This is a genomic window from Nocardioides sp. NPDC000445 (genome assembly GCF_040300245.1).
Classification (GTDB): Bacteria; Actinomycetota; Actinomycetes; order Propionibacteriales; family Nocardioidaceae; genus Nocardioides.
This window is the reverse complement of the sequence record NZ_JBEPDH010000040.1, coordinates 1-22924: the sequence shown is the minus strand read 5'-3', so window position 1 is coordinate 22924 and position 22924 is coordinate 1. Positions and strand designations below refer to the sequence as shown.

At 69.7% G+C, this 22924-nt stretch carries 29 protein-coding genes; 6 read left to right on the top strand and 23 right to left on the bottom strand.

Translation table 11 applies throughout. The annotated features are described in order from the left end of the window. From ABT304_RS30505 to moeZ, 10 genes are all read right to left on the bottom strand, one after another. Window positions 1-1581, bottom strand: a 1581-nt coding sequence (locus ABT304_RS30505; protein ID WP_350721141.1) for an ATP-dependent helicase, incomplete at its 3' end; no start/stop codon positions are given. A 33-nt stretch (window positions 1582-1614) separates the two neighbouring features. Beyond that, window positions 1615-1917 (bottom strand): DUF1905 domain-containing protein, encoded by a 303-nt coding sequence (locus tag ABT304_RS30500; protein ID WP_350721139.1) that lies wholly within the window; start codon window positions 1915-1917, stop codon window positions 1615-1617. 3 nt (window positions 1918-1920) lie between these two features. Further along, window positions 1921-2370, bottom strand: a complete 450-nt coding sequence (locus ABT304_RS30495) for a cupin domain-containing protein (RefSeq protein ID WP_350721137.1) — start codon at window positions 2368-2370, stop codon at window positions 1921-1923. Continuing rightward, entirely contained in the window at window positions 2351-3049 is a 699-nt protein-coding gene (locus ABT304_RS30490) for a hypothetical protein (RefSeq protein ID WP_350721136.1), read from the bottom strand. The genes ABT304_RS30495 and ABT304_RS30490 overlap by 20 nt, the downstream gene beginning before the upstream one ends. A gap of 72 nt (window positions 3050-3121) precedes the next feature. Continuing rightward, window positions 3122-3787 carry a lysophospholipid acyltransferase family protein gene (locus ABT304_RS30485; RefSeq protein ID WP_160029466.1) on the bottom strand — a complete coding sequence of 222 codons (666 nt, stop codon included), beginning with the start codon at window positions 3785-3787 and terminating at the stop codon, window positions 3122-3124. Next, window positions 3787-4107 carry an MGMT family protein gene (locus tag ABT304_RS30480; RefSeq protein ID WP_160027391.1) on the bottom strand — a complete coding sequence of 107 codons (321 nt, stop codon included), beginning with the start codon at window positions 4105-4107 and terminating at the stop codon, window positions 3787-3789. The genes ABT304_RS30485 and ABT304_RS30480 overlap by 1 nt, the downstream gene beginning before the upstream one ends. Before the next feature lie 22 nt (window positions 4108-4129). Beyond that, a complete protein-coding gene (locus ABT304_RS30475; RefSeq protein WP_350721134.1) occupies window positions 4130-4999 on the bottom strand; it encodes a S1 family serine peptidase in 870 nt (289 codons plus the stop codon). Window positions 5000-5059: 60 nt separating this feature from the next. Beyond that, on the bottom strand, window positions 5060-5692 hold the full coding sequence (locus tag ABT304_RS30470) for a class F sortase (RefSeq protein ID WP_350721132.1): 633 nt from the start codon (window positions 5690-5692) through the stop codon (window positions 5060-5062). Continuing rightward, window positions 5689-5979, bottom strand: coding sequence for a hypothetical protein (locus ABT304_RS30465; protein WP_160027385.1), 291 nt, complete (start codon window positions 5977-5979; stop codon window positions 5689-5691). Before ABT304_RS30465 ends, ABT304_RS30470 begins: the two co-directional genes overlap by 4 nt. Window positions 5980-6122: 143 nt before the next feature. Continuing rightward, window positions 6123-7337 (bottom strand): adenylyltransferase/sulfurtransferase MoeZ, encoded by a 1215-nt coding sequence (moeZ, locus tag ABT304_RS30460; protein WP_350721131.1) that lies wholly within the window; start codon window positions 7335-7337, stop codon window positions 6123-6125. Between the two features lie 127 nt (window positions 7338-7464). On the opposite strand from moeZ, the gene ABT304_RS30455 reads away from it, so the two are divergent. The 3 genes from ABT304_RS30455 (at window position 7465) to ABT304_RS30445 (ending at window position 8878) form a co-directional block, all read left to right on the top strand. Next, the gene (locus ABT304_RS30455) at window positions 7465-8097 is read left to right on the top strand and encodes a TetR/AcrR family transcriptional regulator (RefSeq protein WP_160027381.1); all 633 of its coding nucleotides are present in this window, start codon (window positions 7465-7467) and stop codon (window positions 8095-8097) included. Window positions 8098-8195: 98 nt separating this feature from the next. Further along, window positions 8196-8417 carry a DUF3107 domain-containing protein gene (locus ABT304_RS30450; RefSeq protein WP_091052608.1) on the top strand — a complete coding sequence of 74 codons (222 nt, stop codon included), beginning with the start codon at window positions 8196-8198 and terminating at the stop codon, window positions 8415-8417. 149 nt (window positions 8418-8566) lie between these two features. Beyond that, entirely contained in the window at window positions 8567-8878 is a 312-nt protein-coding gene (locus ABT304_RS30445) for a DUF1129 domain-containing protein (RefSeq protein WP_350721129.1), read from the top strand. Window positions 8879-8947: 69 nt separating this feature from the next. Here the strand turns inward: ABT304_RS30445 and ABT304_RS30440 are convergent, their stop codons facing one another. After that, window positions 8948-10009: a C39 family peptidase gene (locus tag ABT304_RS30440; protein ID WP_350721127.1), complete on the bottom strand. Its 1062-nt coding sequence runs from the start codon at window positions 10007-10009 to the stop codon at window positions 8948-8950. Beyond that, on the bottom strand, window positions 9999-10700 hold the full coding sequence (locus ABT304_RS30435) for a ferritin-like fold-containing protein (protein ID WP_160027375.1): 702 nt from the start codon (window positions 10698-10700) through the stop codon (window positions 9999-10001). The genes ABT304_RS30440 and ABT304_RS30435 overlap by 11 nt, the downstream gene beginning before the upstream one ends. Before the next feature lie 172 nt (window positions 10701-10872). Between ABT304_RS30435 and ABT304_RS30430 the strand changes: the two genes are divergently transcribed. Further along, window positions 10873-12342, top strand: a complete 1470-nt coding sequence (locus tag ABT304_RS30430) for a DEAD/DEAH box helicase (protein ID WP_160027373.1) — start codon at window positions 10873-10875, stop codon at window positions 12340-12342. Window positions 12343-12348: 6 nt separating this feature from the next. Here ABT304_RS30430 and ABT304_RS30425 read toward each other — a convergent pair whose 3' ends face one another. Further along, entirely contained in the window at window positions 12349-12993 is a 645-nt protein-coding gene (locus tag ABT304_RS30425) for a L,D-transpeptidase (protein WP_350721125.1), read from the bottom strand. 190 nt (window positions 12994-13183) lie between these two features. Between ABT304_RS30425 and ABT304_RS30420 the strand changes: the two genes are divergently transcribed. Next, window positions 13184-13948, top strand: a complete 765-nt coding sequence (locus ABT304_RS30420; RefSeq protein ID WP_350721124.1) for an SDR family NAD(P)-dependent oxidoreductase — start codon at window positions 13184-13186, stop codon at window positions 13946-13948. A 72-nt stretch (window positions 13949-14020) separates the two neighbouring features. Here the strand turns inward: ABT304_RS30420 and ABT304_RS30415 are convergent, their stop codons facing one another. The 10 genes from ABT304_RS30415 to ABT304_RS30370 all read right to left on the bottom strand — a co-directional run bounded on the left by ABT304_RS30415 (window position 14021) and on the right by ABT304_RS30370 (window position 22323). Further along, window positions 14021-14620, bottom strand: coding sequence for a MarC family protein (locus tag ABT304_RS30415; protein WP_160027365.1), 600 nt, complete (start codon window positions 14618-14620; stop codon window positions 14021-14023). Beyond that, window positions 14617-15492, bottom strand: a complete 876-nt coding sequence (locus ABT304_RS30410) for a PHP domain-containing protein (RefSeq protein WP_350721122.1) — start codon at window positions 15490-15492, stop codon at window positions 14617-14619. The genes ABT304_RS30415 and ABT304_RS30410 overlap by 4 nt, the downstream gene beginning before the upstream one ends. 9 nt (window positions 15493-15501) lie before the next feature. After that, a complete protein-coding gene (locus ABT304_RS30405; protein WP_350721121.1) occupies window positions 15502-16161 on the bottom strand; it encodes a DUF6758 family protein in 660 nt (219 codons plus the stop codon). 60 nt (window positions 16162-16221) lie between these two features. Beyond that, a complete protein-coding gene (locus tag ABT304_RS30400) occupies window positions 16222-16776 on the bottom strand; it encodes a histidine phosphatase family protein (RefSeq protein ID WP_350721119.1) in 555 nt (184 codons plus the stop codon). A gap of 36 nt (window positions 16777-16812) precedes the next feature. After that, complete coding sequence (locus ABT304_RS30395) at window positions 16813-17607, bottom strand: SDR family oxidoreductase (RefSeq protein ID WP_160027357.1); 795 nt, start codon at window positions 17605-17607, stop codon at window positions 16813-16815. A 10-nt stretch (window positions 17608-17617) separates the two neighbouring features. Beyond that, window positions 17618-18652: a MaoC family dehydratase gene (locus ABT304_RS30390; protein WP_350721117.1), complete on the bottom strand. Its 1035-nt coding sequence runs from the start codon at window positions 18650-18652 to the stop codon at window positions 17618-17620. A 57-nt stretch (window positions 18653-18709) separates the two neighbouring features. Then, the gene (locus tag ABT304_RS30385; protein WP_350721115.1) at window positions 18710-19639 is read right to left on the bottom strand and encodes a glycosyltransferase family 2 protein; all 930 of its coding nucleotides are present in this window, start codon (window positions 19637-19639) and stop codon (window positions 18710-18712) included. Window positions 19640-19671: 32 nt separating this feature from the next. After that, on the bottom strand, window positions 19672-20823 hold the full coding sequence (locus ABT304_RS30380; RefSeq protein ID WP_160027351.1) for a hypothetical protein: 1152 nt from the start codon (window positions 20821-20823) through the stop codon (window positions 19672-19674). Window positions 20824-20879: 56 nt separating this feature from the next. After that, window positions 20880-21050: a DUF5302 domain-containing protein gene (locus tag ABT304_RS30375; RefSeq protein ID WP_160027349.1), complete on the bottom strand. Its 171-nt coding sequence runs from the start codon at window positions 21048-21050 to the stop codon at window positions 20880-20882. 178 nt (window positions 21051-21228) lie between these two features. Then, window positions 21229-22323, bottom strand: a complete 1095-nt coding sequence (locus ABT304_RS30370; RefSeq protein WP_350721113.1) for an alkene reductase — start codon at window positions 22321-22323, stop codon at window positions 21229-21231. Between the two features lie 102 nt (window positions 22324-22425). On the opposite strand from ABT304_RS30370, the gene ABT304_RS30365 reads away from it, so the two are divergent. Beyond that, on the top strand, window positions 22426-22803 hold the full coding sequence (locus ABT304_RS30365) for a MerR family transcriptional regulator (RefSeq protein ID WP_350721112.1): 378 nt from the start codon (window positions 22426-22428) through the stop codon (window positions 22801-22803). The last annotated feature ends 121 nt before the right edge of the window (window positions 22804-22924 follow it).

Here is a 22924-nt window from a genome sequence, read left to right as displayed (position 1 = left end):
GTCGAGACCAACACGGTCCCCCTCGTCGCTCGATGGGACTGTGTTGGTCTCGACACCGCTCGCTTCGCTCGCGGGCTCGACCAGCGGAGCGGCGAGCACAGCGCGACGTAGGAGCTCGCCGGCAGCCACATCGGGGAACCTCGCCCGCAGGGTGCGGGTGAGCGCGCGGACGTCGGTGGCGTCGAGGCCGCCGAGAGGACCGGTGAGCAGCTCCTCGCAGCGGTCGGGGCGTACGTAGCGCTCGTCGAGGTCGGATTCGACGTCGGCGTCGACGACGATCCCGAGTGCGTCGAGGAGGACCGCGGCGGCGGGCTCGCGGACCAGCGGGGTCTCGTCGGCGGCGACCTCGACCGGTACGCCGGCGGCGGTCAGCGACCGGCGCAGCTGCGGGATCGAGGTGCGCCCCGAGCGCACCAGGACAGCCATGTCGGACCAGTCGATGCCGTCCTCGAGATGCGCGCGACGGAGCAGGTCGGCGATGTGCTCGGTCTCGGCGCGGTCGGTGTCGAAGGTGAGCACCTCGGCCCGGCCGGGGTCCTGGGCGAGCGGGTGCGGGTTGCGGAAGGTGTCGTAGGCCGCGGCCGGGATCGAGCCGCGCACCGAGATGCCCGCCGCGATCGACCGCGACGCCCGCAGCAGCCGCGACCCGAACCGGCGGGTCGTCCCGAGCGCCACCACCGGCGCGTGCCGGCGCTCCCGGGTGAGGAACTGCGAGGGGAAGTCGAGGATCCCGTTCACGTCCGCGCCCCGGAACCCGTAGATCGACTGGTCGGGGTCACCCACCACGATCAGGTCGCGCCCGTCGCCGGCCAGCGCCTGAAGCAGCGCGACCTGGCTCGGGTCGGTGTCCTGATACTCATCCACGAACACGCAGGCGAACTCGGCCCGGAGCTCGGCCGCGTGCCGCTCGGCCTCGATCACCCCACGCATGATCAGGTCGGGGTAGTCGATCGCCGACTGCGCACCGAGCACGTCGAGATACTGCTCCAGGAACCACCCGGCAGCGACGAACTCCTCGATGCCCTCCTCCTTGCCGAGCGCCACCAGCTGGTCGGGGTCGAGCCCGCGCTCGCGCGCCCGCGCGATCACGGTCTGCACCTCGCGCGCGAACCCGCGGGTGCCGATCGCCATCCGGAACCGCTCCGGCCACCTCACCGACTCCGGGTGGTCGGCCAGCAGCTCCTGCAGCACCACGTCGGCCTCCGGCGCGGAGAGCAGCGTCAGCGGGGCGGCGTAGAGCTCGGCCGGTGCGTAGCGGCGCACCAGCCCGTAGGCGAAGGAGTGGAAGGTCGAGGAGACCGCCCCCGACAGCGTCCGCCCCAGCCGAGCGGTCACCCGGTCGCGCAGCTGCTCGGCGGCCTTGCGGGAGAAGGTCAGCGCCAGCAGCTGGTCAGGACGTACACCGCGGTTCTCGATCCGGTCGACCACCGCCTCCACCAGCGTGGTCGTCTTACCGGTCCCTGGTCCGGCCAGCACCAGCAGCGGTCCGCCGGGGTGCTCCACGACCGACCGCTGGTGCTCGTCGAGCACCGGGACTCCGGCAGCGCTCGGCGGCGGGGCAAGGCGGTAGGCGACACTCACGGGTCCCACCCAATCAGACTGCACCGACAGTTTTCAGGCGTCCCCTCGTGCCTCGTGCCCGAGCCGCATCCGCACCGCGACCACGTCGTCGAGATCGATCCCCTCCGCCTTCCGGACGACCACCTTCAACGGCAGCAGATAGGTCCCATCCTTGGGGAAGAGCGCGGTGGTGAAGGTGGTCGCGCCGATGGTGGCGGTGACGGCGACCTGGCCCCAGTACTCCAGACCCTTGGCGTCCTCCTTGAGGTCCTCGGCGTCCTCGACGGGCATCGGCACGTAGTAGAACGGCGCCGGACCGCGCCACTCGATGACGGCTCCTTCGAACGCGTACTCCATCTCCTACTCCGCAGCGCCCGATTCCGGGAAGAGCTCGAAGTCGTCGAAGTCGAACCCTGGTGAGACCACGCAGGAGACGAGCGCGTCCTCGGCCGAGGGAACCGTACGCTGCCACACCCCCGCCGGCACGACCGCCTGCGGCACCTGGCCGGCGGCGACGTCCACCCCGACGAGCACGGTCTCCCCCTCGACCGGCGCCGAACCGGCGCCGCCGAACTGCAGGGACACGACGCCGGTGTGCGCCAGCCAGATCTCGTCCGAGGTGACGCGGTGCCACGCGGACGACTCCCCGGCCAGGAGCCGGAAGTAGATCAAGGTCGCGGTCGGGCGCACCCGGCCGTCGGGCAGGGTGACGGTCTCGGCGGCAGCCCAGGTCTGTCGGAAGGCACCGCCTTCGGGGTGCGGCGCGAGGTCAAGGGCGGAGGTGATGGAGTCAGCGGTCACCCGGCTCATTGTGCCGGGTCTCGCCGGCCGGGTCGTCGGGGAAGCGCGGGTCGCCGAGCAGGTACTGCCAGAACAGTCCCGGTTCCTTGTGCGGCAACGGCTTCGGACCACCGACCGACCGGCCCTCGACCGCGTCCCAGATCGCGTCGACGGGACGGGCCACGCGGCGTACGACCTTTCCGGACAGGCCCGTGTGCGGGAGGTGGGGGTGCGGACGCGAGGGTGCCCGGCGCTCGAACACCGCGAGCCGTTCGGCGACCAGCACGAGCACGTCGTCGGAGGCCTCCTCGGCGAGGCGCGAGACCAGCTCGTCCTCCCTCACCTCCTGGTCGATGAGCGCCTCCTCGACCTCGCCCCACAGGGTGGGCCACGCGTGGGTGGTCTCCCAGGTGGAGCCGTACTCGTGCGCCTTCACGTGGAAGAGCAGCACCTCCAGGTGCCGCGCCGTGGGGAGGTACTCGTGGACCAGAGCGGATCCGTTCTCGACGTGGGCGGAGACCGCCGGCAGCAGCGCCTCGTCCACCGCGTGCAGGTGACGGGCCGTACCGGCGTTGAACTGGTCGATCGGTGGGCAGCCCCGCCGGGTCTGCTCGGGCCTGAGGATGATGCTCCGTGCGCGGGCCAGGCGCCCGGCGAGCTCGTCGTGCTTGTGTCGCAGCTCTTCCTGCAACACGGTCGTGGTGGCCATCTGCCTCACCTCGGCTGCTAGAGGGGTCCACCCTCCAGAGTGCGCCCCTTCTGGGCCGGGCGCAACAGGCAATCAGATGTCGGCGGGCCGCTCGTTGTAGACCCCGGCCACGTCCTGGCCGCTCAGCGCGGCGATCGCCTCCATGACCTCGTCGGTGAGCGCCCGGCGGGCCTTGCCGAGAGGTACGCCGTCGAAGCGGCCGGCCACCTGGATCGGCTTCCCGAACTCGACAGTGACCTTCGCCAGCCGCGGCAGGCTCGACCCGACCGGCTGGAGCTCGGCGGTCCCCCGCAGGCCCACCGGCACCACGGGCACACCGGCGGTGAGCGCCAGGTGCGCCACCCCGGTGCGTCCGCGGTAGAGCCTGCCGTCGCGCGACCGGGTGCCTTCCGGGTAGATCCCGAACGCCTCGCCCTTGTTGAGGACCTCCAGGGCCACCTCCAGCGAGCCGAGCGCGGCCTGCGGGTCGTCGCGGTCCACGGGCAGCATCCCCATGCCCTCGAACCACGCCCTCTGGGCAGCGCCCTTGAGCCCGGTGCCGGTGAAGTAGTCGGACTTGGCCAGGAAGTGCACCGGCCGGGGCGATACCGACGGGATCACGATCGAGTCGGCGAAGCTGAGGTGGTTGCTGGCCAGGAGCACGCCACCGGTGCGCGGGACGTTCTCTGCCCCCGTCACCGTGGGGCGCCAGACGGCCCGTAGCAGGGGTGGCACGACGGCGTGGAGGACGCGATACATCACGTGCTCATCGTAGGCGGCAGCCACATCGCCGCGCGCAGGTCCACCGCCCCCGAGACGCGGCGCGGGGTGCCCTCCTCGAGATAGGCCTGCCGCGCCTCCTCACCGTGGGAGGCGGGGAGCGAGCCATCGGCCCGCACCACCCGCCACCACGGCATCCCCGCGCCCTCGCGCGCCATCACCGAGCCGACCTGTCGAGGCCCACCTCCGAACTCGTCGAAGAGGGCATCGGCGATCGCGCCGTACGTCGTCACCTGCCCGCGTGGGATCTGCTCGACAAGACGCAGAACGGCTTCGACGTACGCCTCCCGGTCTGTCATGTCGCGCACATTAGCGCGGGTCTCACAGGATCGGGCTGAACGGCTCCGTGCCGTTGACCAGGCGCAGCCCGGAGATGCCCGAGTTCGCCTGGGCGTACTTCAGCTCGAGGTCCATGTCACCGATGTTGTTGGACCCGGCGAGCGGGAGCAGACCCAGGGTCGACAGCGTCCCGACCGCCTTGCCGTCGGCGTTCAGGAAGCCGGAGCCGGAGTCACCGGGGATGCCGGGGGTGAGGTTGTAGAGCGGGTGGGACCAGCGGGTGCCGTTGACGCTGTCACCGAGCGAGAGGCCGATCTTCGGCGAGAGCAGGTCCACGTCGGCGCGCACCGAGGAGTTGCCGTAGGAGTAGACCTTGTCGCCGGCGATGGTGCCGTCGGTGTCGATGCCCGTCGGACCGCCCCAGATCGGCACGCTCGGGTTGACCTTGCCGGCGTCGGCGGCGTTCACCTTGACCAGGGCAAAGTCGTTGTAGGCACAGGTGTTCTCGTCCTTGGTGCCCGACTGCTGCATGGTCAGCCAGGACGAGTACGCCAGCTTGCCCTTGCCCAGCACGGTGCCCTCGCTCAGCAGGGAGCCGCCCTCGTTGAAGGTCACCTCGGTGCCCAGCGGGAGCGACTTGGCGGCGCAGCCGTTGGTGTCGGTGGCCTCACCCAGACCCGCACAGTGGGCGGCGTAGCCGACGTAGACGTTCGAGGCGGAGTCGGCGAAGACGAAGTTGGCGGTGCACTGGGCACCATCGGTGTACATCATCACGCCCGGGGTGATGGTGGCCGTGTCGGCAGGGGCCCAGGCGTGGGCCGCAGACGGGATCAGGGCCGGGACGAGCGCGGCGGTCAGGGTGCCGGCGGCGACGGCTGCGGCGCGGCGTACGGAACGGCGAGTGCGGAGCATGTGGGGGCCTCGGTCTGTAGGTGATGTGACTCACAAGTAACGAGGCTCGCCTGCCCTGGGTTACGGATCGGCGACCACCACGGTGTTGCCCTGGAACGAGGTGCCGTCCCAGTCGTCGCACGTCACCACGACCAGCTTCGGCTTGCCGTCGGTGTCGAAGAGCCGCTTGCTGCGCTTGGCGACCTGCTCCTTGGAGAGGTCGCGCACCGAGCGGACGGTGTAGCTGAACTCGTCGTTCTTGGTCCGTACGACGATCTCGTCGCCCTCGTTGACCTCGCCCAGCCGGTCGAGGATGCCGCCGCCGTTGTGCAGGGTGTGGCCGACGATCAGCACCGTGCCGTCATCCGCCCCCGGCTTCGCGCCGCCCTTCCACCAGCCCATCAGCGAGGCGTCGGCAGGCGGGGTGAGCGTGCCGTCCTCCATGGCCAGCGGCACCACGTCGGCATGCACGTTGAGCGACTCGATCGAGACGCCGCGTACCTTGCCCTTCTTCTTCGGCACCTCCGCCAGCGCCTCGGCCGGGATCGAGGAGGTCGTCCCGGGCGGGGTCGCGGTCGCGTTGCTCTTCTTCGCGTCGTCGAGCTTGGTGTAGTAGTCGTACGCGGCATAGCCGAGCACAGCGACCGCCACCACGAGGACGACGACGAAGATCTCCCCGAGGAAGGTCCTCAGGTTGGGTTGACCGTTGCTCACTCGGCCGAGCGTGCCACAGCCTCAGCTCGTTTGCGACGCACGGCCATTCCGGCCCCTGCCCCCATCAGCAGCGCACCGACCCCGGCGAAGACATAGGACGGCGGTACGCCGCGGGTCGGGTCCGCGACGTTCGACTCCAGCCTCTCCGGGTCGATCGCAGAGCCTACGGCCGCGCCGGAGGCTGGCTCCGGGGCCTGGTCGCTCGCGTTGGCAGGGGCACCGAGAAACAGTCCGCCGGCCAGGGTGGCACCGGCGAGCGTCGCGCTGAGACGAGCGCGTGTGGACAACGTCGAATCCTCCGAGGTTCGGGCATTGATGCAACTCCGCCCCCCGCAGCTGCGATCGCAAAACTATCGGGTACGCCGCGTACAGATAAAGCCAGCGGCGGCCCCAGAGGGGCCACCGCTGGCCTACAGTTCAGTAACCCGGATCAGTACGACGGCTGGCTCGGGTCGATCTGGTTGACCCACGCCACCACGCCACCACCGACGTGGACCGCGTCCGCGTAGCCGGCGCCCTTGGCGATCGCGAGCACCTCGGCGCTGCGGACACCGCTCTTGCAGTGGAACACGAGCGGCTTGGCGCCGTCGCCGGTGAGCTCGGCGACCTGCGGGATCGCGTTGCCGTTGAGGAACTCGCCCTTGGGGATCAGGACGGCGCCGGGGATCTTGTTGATCTCGTACTCGTTCGGCTCGCGCACGTCGACGAGGACGAAGTCGCGGCTGCCCTCCTCGCGCTCCTTGATCATCTCGGAGAGCTGGTTGACCGAGATGGTCGAGCCGGCCGCGGCGTCGGCCGCCTCGGTGGAGATCGCGCCGCAGAAGGCGTCGTAGTCGATCAGGTCGGTGACCGTCGGGTTCTCGCCGCACAGCGCGCAGTTGGGGTCCTTGCGGACCTTCAGCTTGCGGTACTCCATCTCGAGTGCGTCATAGATCATCAGCTTGCCGACCAGCGGCTCGCCGATGCCGGTCAGCATCTTGATGGCCTCGTTGACCTGGATCGAGCCGATCGAGGCGCAGAGCACACCCAGCACGCCGCCCTCGGCGCAGGAGGGGACCATGCCCGGGGGCGGGGGCTCCGGGTAGAGGCAGCGGTAGCACGGGGCGTCGTCGGTCAGGGTCGGCGCGAATACCGACGCCTGGCCGTCGAAGCGGTAGATCGAGCCCCAGACGTACGGGATGCCCAGGAAGTACGCCGCGTCGTTGACCATGTAGCGGGTCGCGAAGTTGTCGGTGCCGTCGACGATCAGGTCGTAGCCGGTGAAGATCTCGCGCACGTTGTCGTTGTCGAGCCGCACGTCGTGCAGCACGATGTTGACGTACGGGTTGACCTCCTTGATCGCCGCCGCGGCCGATTCGGCCTTCGGCTGGCCCACCGTCGACTGCTTGTGGATGATCTGGCGCTGCAGGTTGGACTCGTCGACCTCGTCGAACTCGACGATGCCGAGGGTGCCGACGCCGGCCGCGGCCAGGTAGAGCAGGGCGGGCGAGCCGAGACCGCCGGCGCCGATGACCAGCACCTTGGCGTTCTTCAGGCGCTTCTGCCCGGCCATGCCGACGTCGGGGATGATGAGGTGGCGGCTGTAGCGGCGCACCTCGTCGATCGTCAGCTCGTCAGCGGGCTCCACGAGCGGGGCTAGGGACACAACTGCTCCTCAGTTCGGACGTACGTATGCCTACTTGAACACCGCAGGCACTTCTCCATGTTCCCTCATCCGTGGACGAGACAACGACGCGTCCCGCGATCCGAGTACCAGCGGGTAGGCTGCTGGGGTGACCACGCACCAATCCGAGCTCGACCCCACTCGACCGCGAGGGGCGCGACTGCCCCGGACGGAACGACGAGCCCAGCTTCTCGACTCCGCTCTCGAGGTCTTCGTCGCCTACGGGTTCCACGCCGCCGCGATGGACGACATCGCCGAGAGGGCAGGGGTCTCGAAGCCCGTTCTCTACCAGCACTTCCCCGGCAAGCTCGACCTCTACCTGGCGCTGCTGGAGAAGTCCGCGAACGAGATCATCGATCGCTGCCGGGAGGCCCTGGCGTCGACCGACGAGAACAAGGAACGCGTGGCCCGCTGCGTCGCGGTCTTCTACGACTACGTGGCCTCCGAGACCGGTGCCTTCCGGCTCGTGTTCGAGTCCGACCTGACCAACGACCCCGCCGTGCGCGAGCAGGTCGACCGGGTCACCAACGAGTGCGCCGAGGCGGTCGCCGAGGTCATCGCCGAGGACACCGGCTTCGCCGCCGCGGCCTCTCACCTGCTCGCCGTCGGCCTCGTCGGCCAGGCACAGGTCAGCGCCCGCTACTGGCTCCACAACAACGGCGACCTCTCTCAGGAGGACGCCGCTCGCCTCGTCGCCGGCCTCGCCTGGCGCGGCATCCGCGGCTATCCCAAGACCGACTGATTCAATTCCGAGTTCCGCTCGTAGCGCAACAGCGGGGTTCCTCACAGTCCGTGTGAGAGGATTCCGAAGCATTGATCGACCCATCGCAAGGAGGACCCGTGGAGGTCAAGATCGGCGTCCAGCAGGCCGCCCGTGAGCTCGTCGTAGAGACCGAGGAGTCCAGCGAATCGGTGGAGAAGCTCATCGCCGACGCCCTCGGCGGCGGCGCTGTGCTCGCTTTGACCGACAGCAAGGGCCGCAAGGTCATCGTCCCGACCGAGAAGCTCGCCTACATCGAGATCGGCCCGGCCAAGGTCGGCAAGGTCGGCTTCGCCGGCTGAACCACTCGGGCTGCACTCAGGGATGGCCCTGATTCCGGTGCCGAAGTTCCCTTTTTAGGTCATGTTGTCCGTGCATTCCAGTCCCAACAGGTGCAATATCAAAATATGGGCGCCTTCATGGCGCCACTCACAACCTGAAGGGAAAAGGCATGATCTCTACGATCCTCGTCACCCTCATCGGCGGCGTCATCATCGGTGCCCTCGGCAAGTTCTTCGCCCCGGGCGATAAGGACAACATTCCGTTCTGGCTGACGATTGTCTGCGGTATCGGCGGCATGCTGATCGGCAGCTTCATCTACTGGTTCGTCTTCGGCCAGAACAACGGGCCGTTCGATGGCCACGCGGCCACGTGGGACAACGCAACCAACGGCATCGACTGGTGGCGTCACATCTGGCAGGTCGTGATCGCCGCCGTCCTGGTGGTCATCGCCTCCGGTGTCACCGGAAAGTCCAAGGCCTGAGCCTCAGCCAGGTCACTCGAAGCGGTCCCGCCCCTCTGGGTGGGGCCGCTTCTGCTGTTGCCGCCGGCTTCACCAGTTGGGCTGCGCCGGCGGCTCCGGCGGCGCCACATCCGGTGGCCGGATGAGGTAGACGAGCCGCCCGGAGCGTGCCCAGGCGCGGTCGAGCTCGCCGAGGTCGTACGTCGTCCGCACCTCCGCGTCACTGACGATCCGGTGGGAGGCGGGGTCGTGGACGATGGGGTCGCCAGCCTCGTCGAAGCCGGTCAGCACGAGCAGATGACCGTTGGTGTCGTACCCGGCGCCGGTCAGCTCGCCGGCTTGGTGCGAGACAGCCAGCACGAGCGGAGTCCCGGCCTCGAGGAACCGGCCGGCCTCGGCGAAGGAGCGGAGCCTGGTGACGTACGCGACCAGCCCCCGGGTGCCCGCGTAGGCGGTGTTGAAGGCCCAGTTGCCGGCGCCACCGAAGGACTCGTCGTAGACCTCCCGGACGGTGAACGGCACCTGCGGGTCGGGGGTCTCGTAGTCCACCCAGGCCGTCTCGGCGGGCGTCGGCCCGACACCCCAGAAGTCGGCGATCATCGCGGTCGAGGCGGCGCTGCACCAGGACTGCCCGCCACCGTCCCAGTGCGGATAGCGGTCACGGTGGAGCTGCTGCGAATAGGCGGGTACGCCACCCACCACCGTCCCGCGAGGCACCGTCCCCGGTGCCGGCGCCGAGTTCCGGGCGTCGGCCGAGACCATCGCCCCGAGCAGGCTCACCCGCGGCAGGCTCCCGTCGGGGCCGTGCAGGCTCAGCCGCAACGAGAACTCCGTGAACCTGCGCCCGTCCCGCCCCAGGATGGTGTCGTCGGACGCGACCGCGACCAGGTCGTCCTGACCGGCGACGGAGGTGGAGGTGAAGGCGGGGTCCGAGGACCAGCGAGCCAGCGTCAGCCAGCCGCTCCGCTCCCCCGACTCGGCGACCACCTGAGCCGCGACCTCCACCCAGGTCCCGGGCGGGGTCACCACGTTCCAGGAGGCGACCAGCTCGTCGAAGCAGAACCCGGGGCTGACCTCGGGAGACGTCCACACACCGGCGTCGGGGACGATCAGCGTCCCTGGCCAGCCGGTGAAGCGGATGTCAGTGCTCAAGCCCGAGCTTGCCCATTCGCTCGACGTGACGCTGGGTGAGCCGGGTGAGCATCTCGCCGATGGTGCCGAGGTCGAGACCGGAGAGGTGGCCGCCGGCGATCAGCTCGCTGAGCCCCTCGCGGGTGGCCGCGACCTGCTGCGCCTGGGTGATCGCCTCGCCCATGAGGCGACGGCCCCACAGCGCCAGGCGCCCGCCGATGAGGTGATCGGCCTCGATGCCGGCCCGCACCCGGTCGACGATGAAATCGGCCCGCCCGGCGTCCTCGAGAGTGGTGACCACGAGCTTGTGGGTGTCCTCGTCGAGGAAGCCCGCGACCTCGCGGTAGAAGTCGTTGGCGAGCCCGTCACCGACGTACGCCTTGACCAGCGACTCCCACCAGTCCGCGGGCTTGGTGTGGATGTGGAACTCGTCGAATCCCTCACGCAGCGGCTCCATCGCCGCGTACGGGTCGGCGCCGAGCTCCACCAGCCGGTCGAGGACCGGCTGGATCTTGGCGTGCTGGGCGGCTGCCATCGCGAGCAGAGCCGTCTTGTCCTCCAGCGAAGGCGCCATCTTGGCGTCGTCGGTCAGCCGCTCGACAGCCGAGACCTCGCCATAGGCGACCGCTCCGAGAAGGTCGATGACGGCGGCCTTGTAAACAGGATCACCGAACGGATCCTGAGGACCCGTGAACTCTGACGATGCAACCACGGGAGAACCCTACCGATAGAATGCCTTTTGACCGACCCAGCGCCGCTGTAATGCACTTCATATCGCGGTGGTCTGGATCCCGTATGTGCGCGGCGTGGCACTCGCTTGGCAAGCTCGAGACACCCGTGAGTCGCTCGCCGCATTCGATGAGACAAGCGAGTAGCGACGAATCATGACAACGTTCAAGGAGCTCGGGGTTCATCCCGAGATCTGCGCTCCCCTCGAGCGCAAAGGCATCACCACCCCCTTCGCCATCCAGGAGATGACCCTCTCGGTCGCCCTGCAGGGCACCGACCTGATCGGCCAGGCCCGCACCGGCTCCGGCAAGACGCTGGCCTTCGGCATCCCGGTGGTGCAGCGCAGCGTGTCCCCCAAGGACCGCGACTACATCGACCTTCCGCAGGGCAAGCCACAGGCCCTGATCGTGGCTCCGACCCGCGAGCTGGCCATGCAGGTCTCCGCCGAGATCTCGATGATCTCCGAGGACCGCGGCCTCCGCGTGCTGACCGTCTACGGCGGCGCGGGCTACGACCCCCAGATCGACGCGCTGGAGAAGGGCGTCGACATCGTGGTCGGCACCCCCGGCCGCCTGATCGACCTGGCCAACCGGAAGGTCCTCGACCTCTCCCACGTGCACGCCCTCGTCCTCGACGAGGCCGACGAGATGCTCGACCTCGGGTTCCTGCCCGACGTGGAGAAGCTCGTCACCCTCACCCCGGAGACCCGCCAGACGCTGCTCTTCTCGGCCACCATGCCGGGGGCGATCGTGGCGCTGGCGCGCTCCTACATGCGCCACCCGATGAACATCCGCGCCGAGTCCGCGAGCGAGCGCGAGACCGTGCCTGCCACCGCGCAGTTCGTCTACCAGGCCCACGACCTCGACAAGCCCGAGATGATCGGCCGCCTGCTGCAGTGCGAGGACCACGACAAGGTCGTCGTCTTCGCCCGCACCAAGCGGCAGGCACAGCGCGTGGCCGACGACCTCGCCGAGCGCGGCTTCCCGGCCTCTCCCCTGCACGGCGACATGCAGCAGGCCGCCCGCGAGCGGGTGATGCAGAAGTTCCGTGACGGCAAGGTCGAGGTCCTGGTGGCCACCGACGTCGCCGCCCGCGGCATCGACGTCACCGGCGTCTCCCACGTGGTCAACTACACGACCCCCGACGACGAGAAGACCTACGTCCACCGCATCGGCCGCACCGGCCGCGCCGGTGCCTCCGGTGTCGCGGTCACGTTCGTCGACTGGGCCGATCTCCACAAGTGGAAGATGATCAACAAGGCTCTCGACCTTCCCTTCGACGAGCCGCAGGAGACCTACTCCTCCTCGGAGCACTTCCTCCACGACATGGGCATCCCGAAGGGCACCAAGGGTCGGATCAAGGCCGCCGCACCCGCGAAGCCCAAGGACAAGGACTCCGACAAGGACGGCGAGAAGCGGGAGCGCGCTCCCCGCAACCGCGACCGGCAGCGCACCCGTTCGCGTGGCGGCCAGGTCGTCGACAAGTCTGCCGCTCCGGCTGCCGAGTCTGCTGAGTCGACGAAGCCCGCCGACGGCGAGGCCAAGGCCGAGGGTTCCGCGCCCCGTCGCCGCCGCCGTCGCCGCTCCTCGGGCTCGGGCGGTTCCGCGCCCAAGGCCGACGCCTGAGCCTGCCTAGGGGATCACGACCACCTTGGTGCCGAGCCGCGCGAAGCGCCACATCGCCTTCGCGTCCGGCTCGGCCTGGCGGATGCACCCGTGCGACAGCGGTGTGCCGAGCTGGGCGCGGGTCTGTACGCGCTTGCCCTTGTCCACCGGGATGTTGTGGAAGCCGATCGCGGCGCGGGGGCCCTTGGTGAAGCGTACGAACCACTTCATCCGGCCCGAGTCGTCGATCCCCCTCGCGTGCTCGGAGCGGGAGAAGACCTTGTAGGTGCCGGGCTCGAGGTTGTCGTAGATGCTGCCCGAGACCGGATACGTACGCCGCGTCCGGTCGGCCGCGGAGACGATCCAGACCCGCTGGCGGCTGATCGAGAAGACGGCCCGGCGACCGGTGCCGGAGTCGTCCGGGAGCACCTTCTCCGCGGCGGACGTCCGCGCGTCGACGTGACGGTCGATCGCGGCCTCGCGCTGGCTGTCGTGTGGCCAGACCGGGGTGCGCCCGGCGTCCGCGCCCAGCTTCATCCCGCTGTCGGCCGCGCTGGGCCGGCCGTTGGCCACCGGCTCGGCGACGACCTCCATCCCGACGTACAGACCGGCCGACGTCAGCAAGGACGCGGCGAAGAGCATCTTGGTGCGCCGGAGAGGCCTGGATCTCACGTGGCGCGCAGTGCGGCTCACTTCTTCATCACGTGCCCGAGTCCCCCTACGAAATCCACGTCGAACATCATCCAAACACGTATCACCGCAAGTCAACTGTCACACGACAGACAGAAACCGTGATTCCGCGTGTGAACCGACGGCCCGGTGCCTGGATCTCCCTCGCGGCCGGTGGTGGCAGGATTGCCCCATGTCGAACCCCACCTCTCTGGTCACCGGCGCAACCGCCGGCATCGGACTCGCCTTCGCCCAGCAGCTCGCCGCCCGCGGACACGACCTCGTCCTCGTCGCCCGTGACGAGGAGCGCCTCACCGACGTCGCCAAGAACCTGGCGGACGCTCACGGCATCGGCGTCGAGGTGCTCCGCGCCGATCTGACCGACAGCGCCGACCTGGCCAAGGTCGAGGCCCGCCTGGCCGACGCCGACCACCCGGTCGACCTGCTGGTCAACAACGCCGGTCACGGCCTCAAGCACCGCTTCCTCGACAACACCGCCGACGAGGAGGCCGCGATGGCGGAGGTGCTCGTCATCGCCCCGCTGCGCCTCTCCCACGCCGCGCTGGGCGCCCAGGTCGCCCGCGGCCACGGCGGCATCATCAACGTCGGCTCCGTCGCCTCCTACCTCCCCCGCGGCACCTACTCGGCCGCCAAGGCGTGGATCAACTCCTTCACGGAGTGGGCCCACAACGAGTACGCCGGCCAGGGCATCAAGGTGATGGCCCTGCTGCCGGGATTCACCAAGACCGAGTTCCACGAGCGCCTCGGCTCCGGCTACGACTCGGCCCCGTCGTGGATGTGGCTCGACGTCAACGACCTGGTCCGCGAAGCGCTCGAGGACTACGACGCCGACAAGACCTTCTCGATCCCGAGCAAGCGCTACAAGGCCCTGGCCACCATGGCGCGCGTGGTCCCGTCCGGCGTGCTCCAGAAGTTCCAGTCGCTGGGCCGCAAGTAGTCCCAGACGTTCGAGCCCATTACCCGCCGGTAGAAGGCGCGTACGTCTGAAACCAACCGAGCCGCGCCGGACTCAGGCGTTCGCGATGAAGGTCGTGACCGCGTCGGCGACCATCTGAACGGCGATCGCGGAGAGGAGCAGACCGGCGATCCTGGTGATGAGCAGGACGCCGGACTCCTTGAGGACCTTGAGGATCGGGATGGAGAAGACCATCGCCACCAGGAGGGCGAGGTGGACGACGACGAGTCCGAGGCCGAGCCCGAAGGCGGTCCCGACGGAGTCGACCTCCTGGGTGAAGACCATGGTGGCGACGATCGCACCGGGGCCGGCCAGGAGCGGGGTGCCGAGCGGCACCATCGCCACGTTCGCTCCGGCGGCGGCGACGGGGTCGTCGAAGTTGTCGGTGAGCAGCTCGAGGGCGACCAGCAGCAGGAGCAGGCCGCCGGCGCACTGCAACGCCTCGAGGGAGATGTGCAGGAAGTGCAGGATCGCCTGTCCGAACAGCGCGAAGATCGTGATCACCAGGAACGAGACGGCCACCGCGAGGAGCGCCGCACGGCGCTGCTTGCCCGGCGACTGCCCCGCGGTCAGCGACAGGAAGATCGGGATCGTGCCGACCGGGTCCATGATCACGAAGAGCGTCACGAACGTGGAGACGAAGATCTCGGTCAACGTACGACCTCGGGGGTGGCTCGTCCGGAGGCGGCTGCGGCTGCGGCGGCGCGCTCCAGGAGCCGCTCGTACTCAGCGGGTGCAGTGGTGTTCACTCCCAGATGGTGACCCACCTTCCCTGTGCCGTGGTAATCGCTGGATCCGGTCACCACGAGGTCGAGATTGCGGGCGATCACCCGCAGCTTCTCGCGCACTTCGGGGCTGTGATCCTGGTGGTCGACCTCGAGCCCGGACAGGCCCGCGTCGATCAGTGCGGAGATGGCTGCCTCGTCGGGCTGCTCGCGTCCGGACCGGCCCCACGGGTGGGCGATCACGGTGACTCCGCCGGCGGCGGCGACGGTGCGGATCATCGGCTCGAGCGGGGCCGCGTAACGGCTGACGTTCGCCGGTTTGCCGGCCCCGAGGTAGCGGTTGAACGCCTCGTCGCGACTGCGCACGTACCCCTTCGCGACGAGTGCGTCGGCCAGGTGCGGGCGCCCGGAGGCAGCGGCGTCACCGGAGACGGCGGCGACGTCCTCGAGCGACACCTCGATGCCGAGACGCGCCAGCCGGGCCAGCATCAGCGGCAGCCGTCCGTCCCGGCCGGCCAGAATTCGGTCGAGCTCGGCGACCAGCGGCGGGTGTGTCGGGTCGGGCAGGTAGGCCAGCAGGTGCACGCTGTGGCCGAGGTGGTCGGTGCTGATCTCCATGCCGCGCACCAGCTCGATCCCGGCCTCGGCGGCAGCCGCTGCCGCTTCGTCCCAGCTGTCGGCGGTGTCGTGGTCGGTGATCGCGACCACGTCGAGCTCCGCGGCCTTCGCCGCCTGGACCAGCTCGGTGGGCGAATCGGTCCCGTCGCTCACTCGCGAGTGAGTATGGAGGTCGATGCGCACCCGCCCATCCTAGGGCGAGCTCCACCAAGATCCACCGGGCCCTCCGAAGGGCAGCTCGACCATCTGCACGCCCAGGTCCCGGACCTGGCGCAGGTGCCAGCCGTCCTGGAGCATCAGCATCGCCGTGGCCGGGCGGAAGACGAGCCACAGCCAGCGCCCGGCGGCCTCGCCGACGACCACCGACCGTTCCCACTCCTCGGCGCCGTTGGTCCACTGGGTGATCGGCCACAGCGGCACCAGCTGGCGCTGCCCGGCGACCCGGACCCTCGTCGTGGGCGGGCCGGCACAGACGTCGATGCCCGGGTCCGGTCCGTCCGTACGCGCGCACCGCGCCCCCAGCCCGACGCCGGCCTCCTCGGTGACGACGGTCATCTCGACCGGCCCGTCGTCGGGGGTCACACCCGTCAACGTGACCAGAGTCGCCGCACCCTTGTTCTCGTCGCCGACCACGGCGAGCTCGGCGATCGACCAGCCCGACTCGACCGGCCAGGGAACGTAGGTGGGCACCTCACCGGCCAGCGCGAGGATCTGCACCAGGTCCTCGTAGGAGGCGGCATCCGAACGCCACAGCGGGGTCACCACCCCATGCTCGGGACACGACCTGCTGCCGCCGGCACCGATGCTCGCCACCGGCGTCGCGCAGCGTGGACAGCCAACCGCAAGAGCCACCCCACAACGGTGACCTGTGCCATCCGTCAGGTCAAGCCGTTCGATGAAGCGTCCTCCCGGCTATGTGTTCCAGTGCTTGACGACCGGCTGCCCGCGGTAGGCGTCGAGCAGCGAGACGGTCGCGGTGTCGAGCCTGAAGAGCCGTCCCTCGGTGACCGGGAGTCCCAGCCACACCGCGGCCAGGGCGCACAGCGCGTGTCCGTGGGAGAAGACCAGGGTGTCACCCTCGCGCTCGCGGGCGGCCGAGACGACCCGGCCCAGCCTCTCCTGGACGGCGGCGGCTGCCTCTCCGCCGGGCGTCTTCGCGGTCCACAGGCTCCAGCCCGGGTCGGTGCGGTGGATCTCGTCGGTGGTGATGCCCTCGTAGTCGCCGTAGCCCCACTCGACCAGGTCGTCGGTGACGACCGCGTCGGGGAAGCCCGCGAGCTCAGCCGTACGCATCGCCCGCTGTCGCGGGGAGGTCAGCACCGCGGCGTACTTCTGGTCTTGAAGGCGTGACGCGAGCACCTTGGCGGCCTCCTCCCCCTCGGGCAGGAGGGGAAGGTCGGTGTGGGAGGTGTGCCGGCCGTTGAGGGACCACTCGGTGGTGCCGTGCCTGACGAGGTAGAGGGCCATGCCCCCATCCAACCAGCCATCGGCCCGGCCGAATCCTCAGGCCCGAGTGATGAACCGATTGACCTCGCGGACGAACAGGTTCGGCGCGAGGTCGGCGGCGGTCGAGAGGGCCCTGGCCGGGAAGCCGACGGTGGTGTGCACCTTCGGCAGCCGCCCGCGCAGGCCCTTGCGGGGCTGCGCCATCTCCCAGACCTGGTCGGCGACGTCCTCGACGGTCAGCCGGATGCCCAGGGTCTCGTGGGAGGAGGCGGCGTTGCCGTCGAGCAGGGCGGTCTTCACCCACAGCGGCCAGACCGCCTGCACCCGGATGCCCTCCTTGCGCCACTCCAGCTCCAGCGCCTCGGTGAGTCCGCGCACGGCGTACTTCGACGCGCTGTAGGAGGCGATCTCCGGCTGCCCGTAGATCGCGCTCGCGCTGCAGACGTTGATCACGCCGGATCCGGGCGTGGCCCGGAGATAGGGGTACGCGGTGTGGCAGCCGTTGATCACGCCGTTGACGTTGATCTCGATGGTCTGGTGGTGCTGAGCCAGGTCGACCTCGGCCAGGCGGCCGGCACGCAGGATGCCGGCGTTGTTGACCAGCAGGTCGAGGCGACCGCCGGCGGCGGTGGCGAACTCCTCCAGCGCCGCGTTCCAGGACGCCGGGTCGGTGACGTCGAGCGTGCCACCGATGGCGTTGTCGGACCCGAGGATCGCGGCGACGTCACGCGCGAGGTCGGCGTCGATGTCGTAGACGCCGACGAACCATCCCTCGCTCGCGAACTTCTCCACGATCGCCTTGCCGATCCCTTGGGCGGATCCGGAGACGAAGAGAGCTTTCCTGGTTGCCATGACGTGCTCCTTACACAGGGATGAGCGCCCAGTAGTCGAGGTCGAGCAGCACGCCGGGGGCGTACTTTCCGTCCTCGCCGCGCAGGGTCATCGACTCGTCGCGGCCCTTCGTCGCGACCAGGCGCAGCCGCAGCGCGCCGACACCTGGGGCGTCGGTCTCCACCTTGTCGAGGACCTCGGACCAGGCGTAGACGGTGTCGCCCGCGAAGGCCGGCGAGGTGTGTGCTCCGGCGTTGATCGCGGCGATCAGCTGGGCGTTGGCGAGGCCGTTGAACGACAGCGCACGGGCCAGCGAGATGATGTGGCCGCCGTAGACGAGGTTGCGGCCGTCGGGCCGGGCCTCGACGTTGAAATGCACCTTCGCGGTGTTCTGCCACAGCCGCGTGGCCTGCTGGTGCTCGGACTCGGTGAGGGTGACCCCGTCGACGTGGTCGATCTTCTCGCCGACCTCGTAGTCGGCCAGCCGGTGCGGCTCGCCGGCGGCGGTGAAGTCGTAGGCGGAGAAGTCCAGGCCCGTGGGCACGATCAGGTTCTTCGCGTCGACGACCGCGGCCAGCTCCGGGATCACGGTCTCGGGGGCCGCGGCGTCCTGGTCCCGCTTGTGCACCATCACCCAGCGCGCCCAGTCGATGGCGACCTCGCCGCGCTGGTTGGTGGCGGTCGAGCGTACGTAGACGACGCCGGACTTGCCGTTGGAGTTCTGCTTGAGGCCGATGACCTCGGACGTCGTCGAGAGCGTGTCGCCCGGCACCACCGGCTGGTGGAAGCGGCACTCGGCGTAGCCGAGGTTGGCGACCGCGTTCAGCGACACGTCCGGGACGGTCTTGCCGAAGGCGATGTGGAAGCCGATCAGCTCCTCGACCGGGTGCTGCTCGAGCCCGACGGAGGCCGCGAAGGCAGCGCTCGAGGGCACCGCGAAGCGGGTCGGGTAGAGCGACCCGTACGCAGCCCGGTCACCCTCGGTCACCGTGCGCGGCGTGGCGTGCTCGATGACCTGGCCGACCTGGAAGTCCTCGAAGAAGTTGCCGGGGTTCGTCTTGCTCATCTGCGGCCTCTCGTCGGTGAGTCTGGCGGTGCGTGGATTACCGGACGGTAACCTAGTTCAGACGATCCCGTGGAGGCGTTCCGGGATGCGTAACAGCGGCTGGTTGCGGAGGTTGTCGATGTGTCCCGGGCCGACGGCGCGGTGCACCCCGCCCTCCTCACGGACGAGCCTGGCCGGCAGGACCGAGGCAGGGTCGAACTCCTCGACGTCAGCGCCCACCGAGGCGGTCGCCGTGGTCAGCAGGCCGGCGAGATCGTCACCGGAACGTCCCCACGAGCTGCCCTTGCCGCGACCCACCGCCTTGGCGAGCTCGTTGCGGCGGTCGGCCTGCCGGCGCAGCAGGTCCAGGTCGGCGAACTTCATGTGGACCATGAACAGCCCGGGATCGGGCACGTACGGCGCCTTGATCCCGTGGGAGGCGAGCGTCCAGGCGGCCGGCACCCGCTTGACCGACGGCTTGCACATCAACGGTGCGAACTGGGCGTACGCCCGCTGGCCGACGATCGGCTTGCCGCTGACCAGCGGTCCCTCGACCGCGGTGTGGTGGACGACGTTGAGGGCGAACGGGGCGATCACCCGCTCGGGACGTCGGGCCAGGTAGTCGGAGAGGTTGGCGTACCTCGCCGGGTCCGGGACCAGGAACTCGTCCACGTCGGTGAAGATGACCACGTCGTAGACCCCCAGGAGCCCCTGGGCGACCCCGCTGGCCAGGCCCATCCGGCCGGCCTCGAAGTTGCCCTTCCGGAAGCCCGGCAGGCGCTGGACCGTGCACGAGAGGTCGTCGGTCGAACCGTCGGTCGAACCGTCGTCGAAGACGATCAGGTTCTCGAGACCCGCCGCTCGGCCGTAGTGGTCGACCCAGCGGGTGAGCATCTCGCCCTCGTCGCGGGCGATGGTGAGCACCGCGATCCGTGGCGGCGCGGCCGACGTGCCGCCCGTCTCCTCGGCGAGTCTGCGACGACGGCGCAGGCTCCAGCTGCTTGACAAAGAGTTCCCCCGAATATGTGTGTGTTGAGGCCCTACGTACGGACCAGCTCCTCTCGCCGGACGGACCACTCCACGAGGTCGGCCAGGGCGGAGACGGCGCGCGCCGGGGCCTTGCGGCCCTCCCCCGGGTCGATGGCCTCACCAGGGATGGTCGGGTCGGCGAGCTTCTTGTCGAGGTCCGTACGCAGCGCCGCATAGGAAGCGACCGCGGCGTCTCGAACCTGCTTGTCGGTGACCTTGCGCGGGTCGATCCCGCGTACGTCCACAGGGGCCAGGTCATCGAGATCCCCGTGGATGGTCGCGTCCAGACCGCTCAGCTCGGCCGCCTGGTCGCGGGTGAACGAGGCGGTCCAGCGCGGTGCCTGGAGCCCGATGCGCGGGTCGTCGACCGTCAGCTCGGGCATCAGGCGCTTGCCGAGGACGTGCTTGCGCAGCCCCATCGCCGCCGGGTAGGCCAGGCCACGCCGGTCCAGCTCGGCGTTGAGGCCGCGCAGCACCTCGACGGTCGCGGAGCCGAGGGAGGTGTTCTTCGGCGGCGGGCTCTTCATCCCCTCGGGATCGAAGCCCATCGCCACACCGAAACGCTCCAGCAGCAGCGTCGCCGGGCTGCCCGGAGGCGGCACGGTGACCAGGTGCAGAGGCCCGGCCTGGGCCCAGCGCCGGGCGATGGCGACCATGTCCTGCTCGGACCAGAACCGCTTGCCGGGGCCGGAGTGACGGCGCTCAGGAGAGCCCGGACGGCTCTTGTTGACCGAGGTGAGGAAGTCCGACCAGGTCCAGTCCACGCCGTTCTGGACGAGCTCCTGCCACATCGACGGGATCTGCCGGTTGATGTCACGCAGCGAGAGCACGATCTCGGGGGTCACGCCCCTGAAGCTCGTCGCCACCCGCTCGACCGTCTCCGGGCCGACGGGCGCCAACAGCTCGACGGAGATCAGCGCCGTGCCGTCCCACTCGTCGACCTCGGCGACCAGGCGATCCCAGGCCCCGGCGACCGAGTTGCCCTGCGGGTGCTTCCGGCGGCCCTTCACGTCGAGCACGGCCTCGATCTGGTTGCGCCAGCGCGCGCCGGGGACCAGGAACCCACGCTCCGCGAGGAGAGCCTTGTTCTTGTACAGGGCACCCTGCAGATAGGTCGTCCCCGACTTCATCGCCCCGACATGGAGCACTACGCGGCGCGCCAACTTCTCGTTACCTCTCGACCAGACCGACCCGACACCCCCGAGGGGGCATCGTAGCGTCAGGACCCGCCGCCGCCCGCCTTCCGGCGGTGCATCTTCGGCGCGCCACCGACCACCTCGGACCCGTGCGCCTTCTCCTTGGCCCCCGCGCTCTCGGCGCGTGCGTGGTCGTGGTTGTTCTTCTTCTCCAGCGCCTCGCGCATCTTGGCTTTGAGATCGTCGTTGGTCATCGCTCTCCCTAATTCGGCGTTGTGAGTCGTAGGTCGGGTAACGACCAACCTACGACACCCACCCCGCCGAATCCCCAGTTTTTCCGGACGAGACCGTGGTTGTGGGCGGCGAAGGTCTACTTTCGTCGCCCACAACCAAGGATTCGGCGTCCGTTCGTGCGGACTCGATCGAGGCGAGTCAGGCGACGTGGTGATGGGCCGGGAGGTCGAGGAAGCCGGCGTCGCCGCCGGCGTAGTAGGTCGCCGGGTCGGCCTCGGCCAGGGGAAGCCGACGACGAAGGCGCTCGACGAGGTCCGGATTGGCGAGGTACGCCCGGCCGAAGCTCACCAGGTCGGCACCCAGCCCCAGCCAGCGGTCTGCGGAGGCCAGGTCTGTCGGCCTGGCCCCGAACGGCGCCGCGCCGCGGGTCAGCCACGAGCTCGGGTTGACGATCATGGTCCCGTCCCACCGCTTGCGCAGGTCCAGCATGGTCGCCTCGTCGGTGGTGGCCTCGATGTGGACGTACGCCAGCCCGAGCCGGTTGAGCTCGGTGAGCAGCGCCGCATAGACCTCGGCATGATCGGGCTCGGTGACGTCCCAGAGCCCGGCGCCGGGCGAGAGCCGGATGCCGACGCGGTCGCCGCCGACGGCGTCCACCGTCGCCGCAACGGCCTCGATGGCGAACCGGATCCGGTTGGCCACCGAGCCGCCGTAGCGGTCGGTGCGCAGGTTGGCGTTGGTCGAGAGGAACTGGCTGATCAGGTAGCCGTTGGCCCCGTGCAGCTCGACCCCGTCGAACCCGGCGCCGACCGCGCGGCGGGCGGCCTCGGCGTACGACTCGGCCTGCTCGGCGACCTCAGCCGTCTCCAGGGCACGCGGCACCGGTGCGGGCAGAGGCCCGGCCGGCGTGAAGACGTCGGCCGCCAACGCGACAGCGGACGGGGCGACCGGCCGGAGGCCGGAGATCGACTCGTGCGAGACCCGGCCGCCGTGCATGAGCTGGGCGAAGATCCGGCCACCGTTGATGTGGACCGCGTCGGTGACCTGTCGCCACGAGGCGGCCTCTGCGTCCGTACGCAGCCCGGCGGTGTTGGGGTTCGAGGTGCCGACAGCGTTGGGAGCGATCCCGTCGGAGATGAGCAGGCCGGCGGTCGCCCGCTGAGCGAAGTACGTCGCCATCGACGGCGTCGCCAGGCCGTCGGCGGTGCCTCGGGCGCGGGTCATCGGCGCCATCACGATCCGGTTCGGCAGCGTCAGCGGGCCCAGGTGGTGGCGGTCGAAGAGGCTGGTCACAGGTGAGCTCCTTGGGAGTGTCAGTGGGTCGCCACGTACGCTAGAACCTGACACTGACGTCAGAGGCAAGTCTTGTGCCGGAGATCACCCAGGAGGAGTTCGATGCGGATCGGCGAGCTCGCGAGGCGAGCAGGCGTGAGCGTCCGCTCGCTGCGCTACTACGAGGAGCAGGGGCTGCTCGAGTCCGAGCGCAGCAGCAGCGGCCAGCGGCACTATCCGGAGGCGGCCGTCGACCGGGTGATCCTCCTCCAGCGGCTCTACGCGGGCGGACTCTCGAGCCGTACGATCGGCGAGGTCCTCCCCTGCGTCGACCGGCCGAGCTCCGACACCTCCGAGGCCGCCTTCGAGATGATGGTCGGCGAGCGCGACCGGCTCAGCGCCCACATCGAGGGCCTGCTCCGGACCCGCGAGATGCTCGATGAGCTGATCGCCACGAACCGCCGCCACAACGCGACCCTCGCGGCCGACTCTGCCCCCTGACCGACCGGCCGAGACAGCAGAAGTGGGGGGGGGGGCCACCCAGGGGGTGCGCACCACAAAAAAATATCAGGGGGGGGGTGGGGGGGGGGGGTGTGGGGGGTGGGGGAGTGGCGCGCGCGGG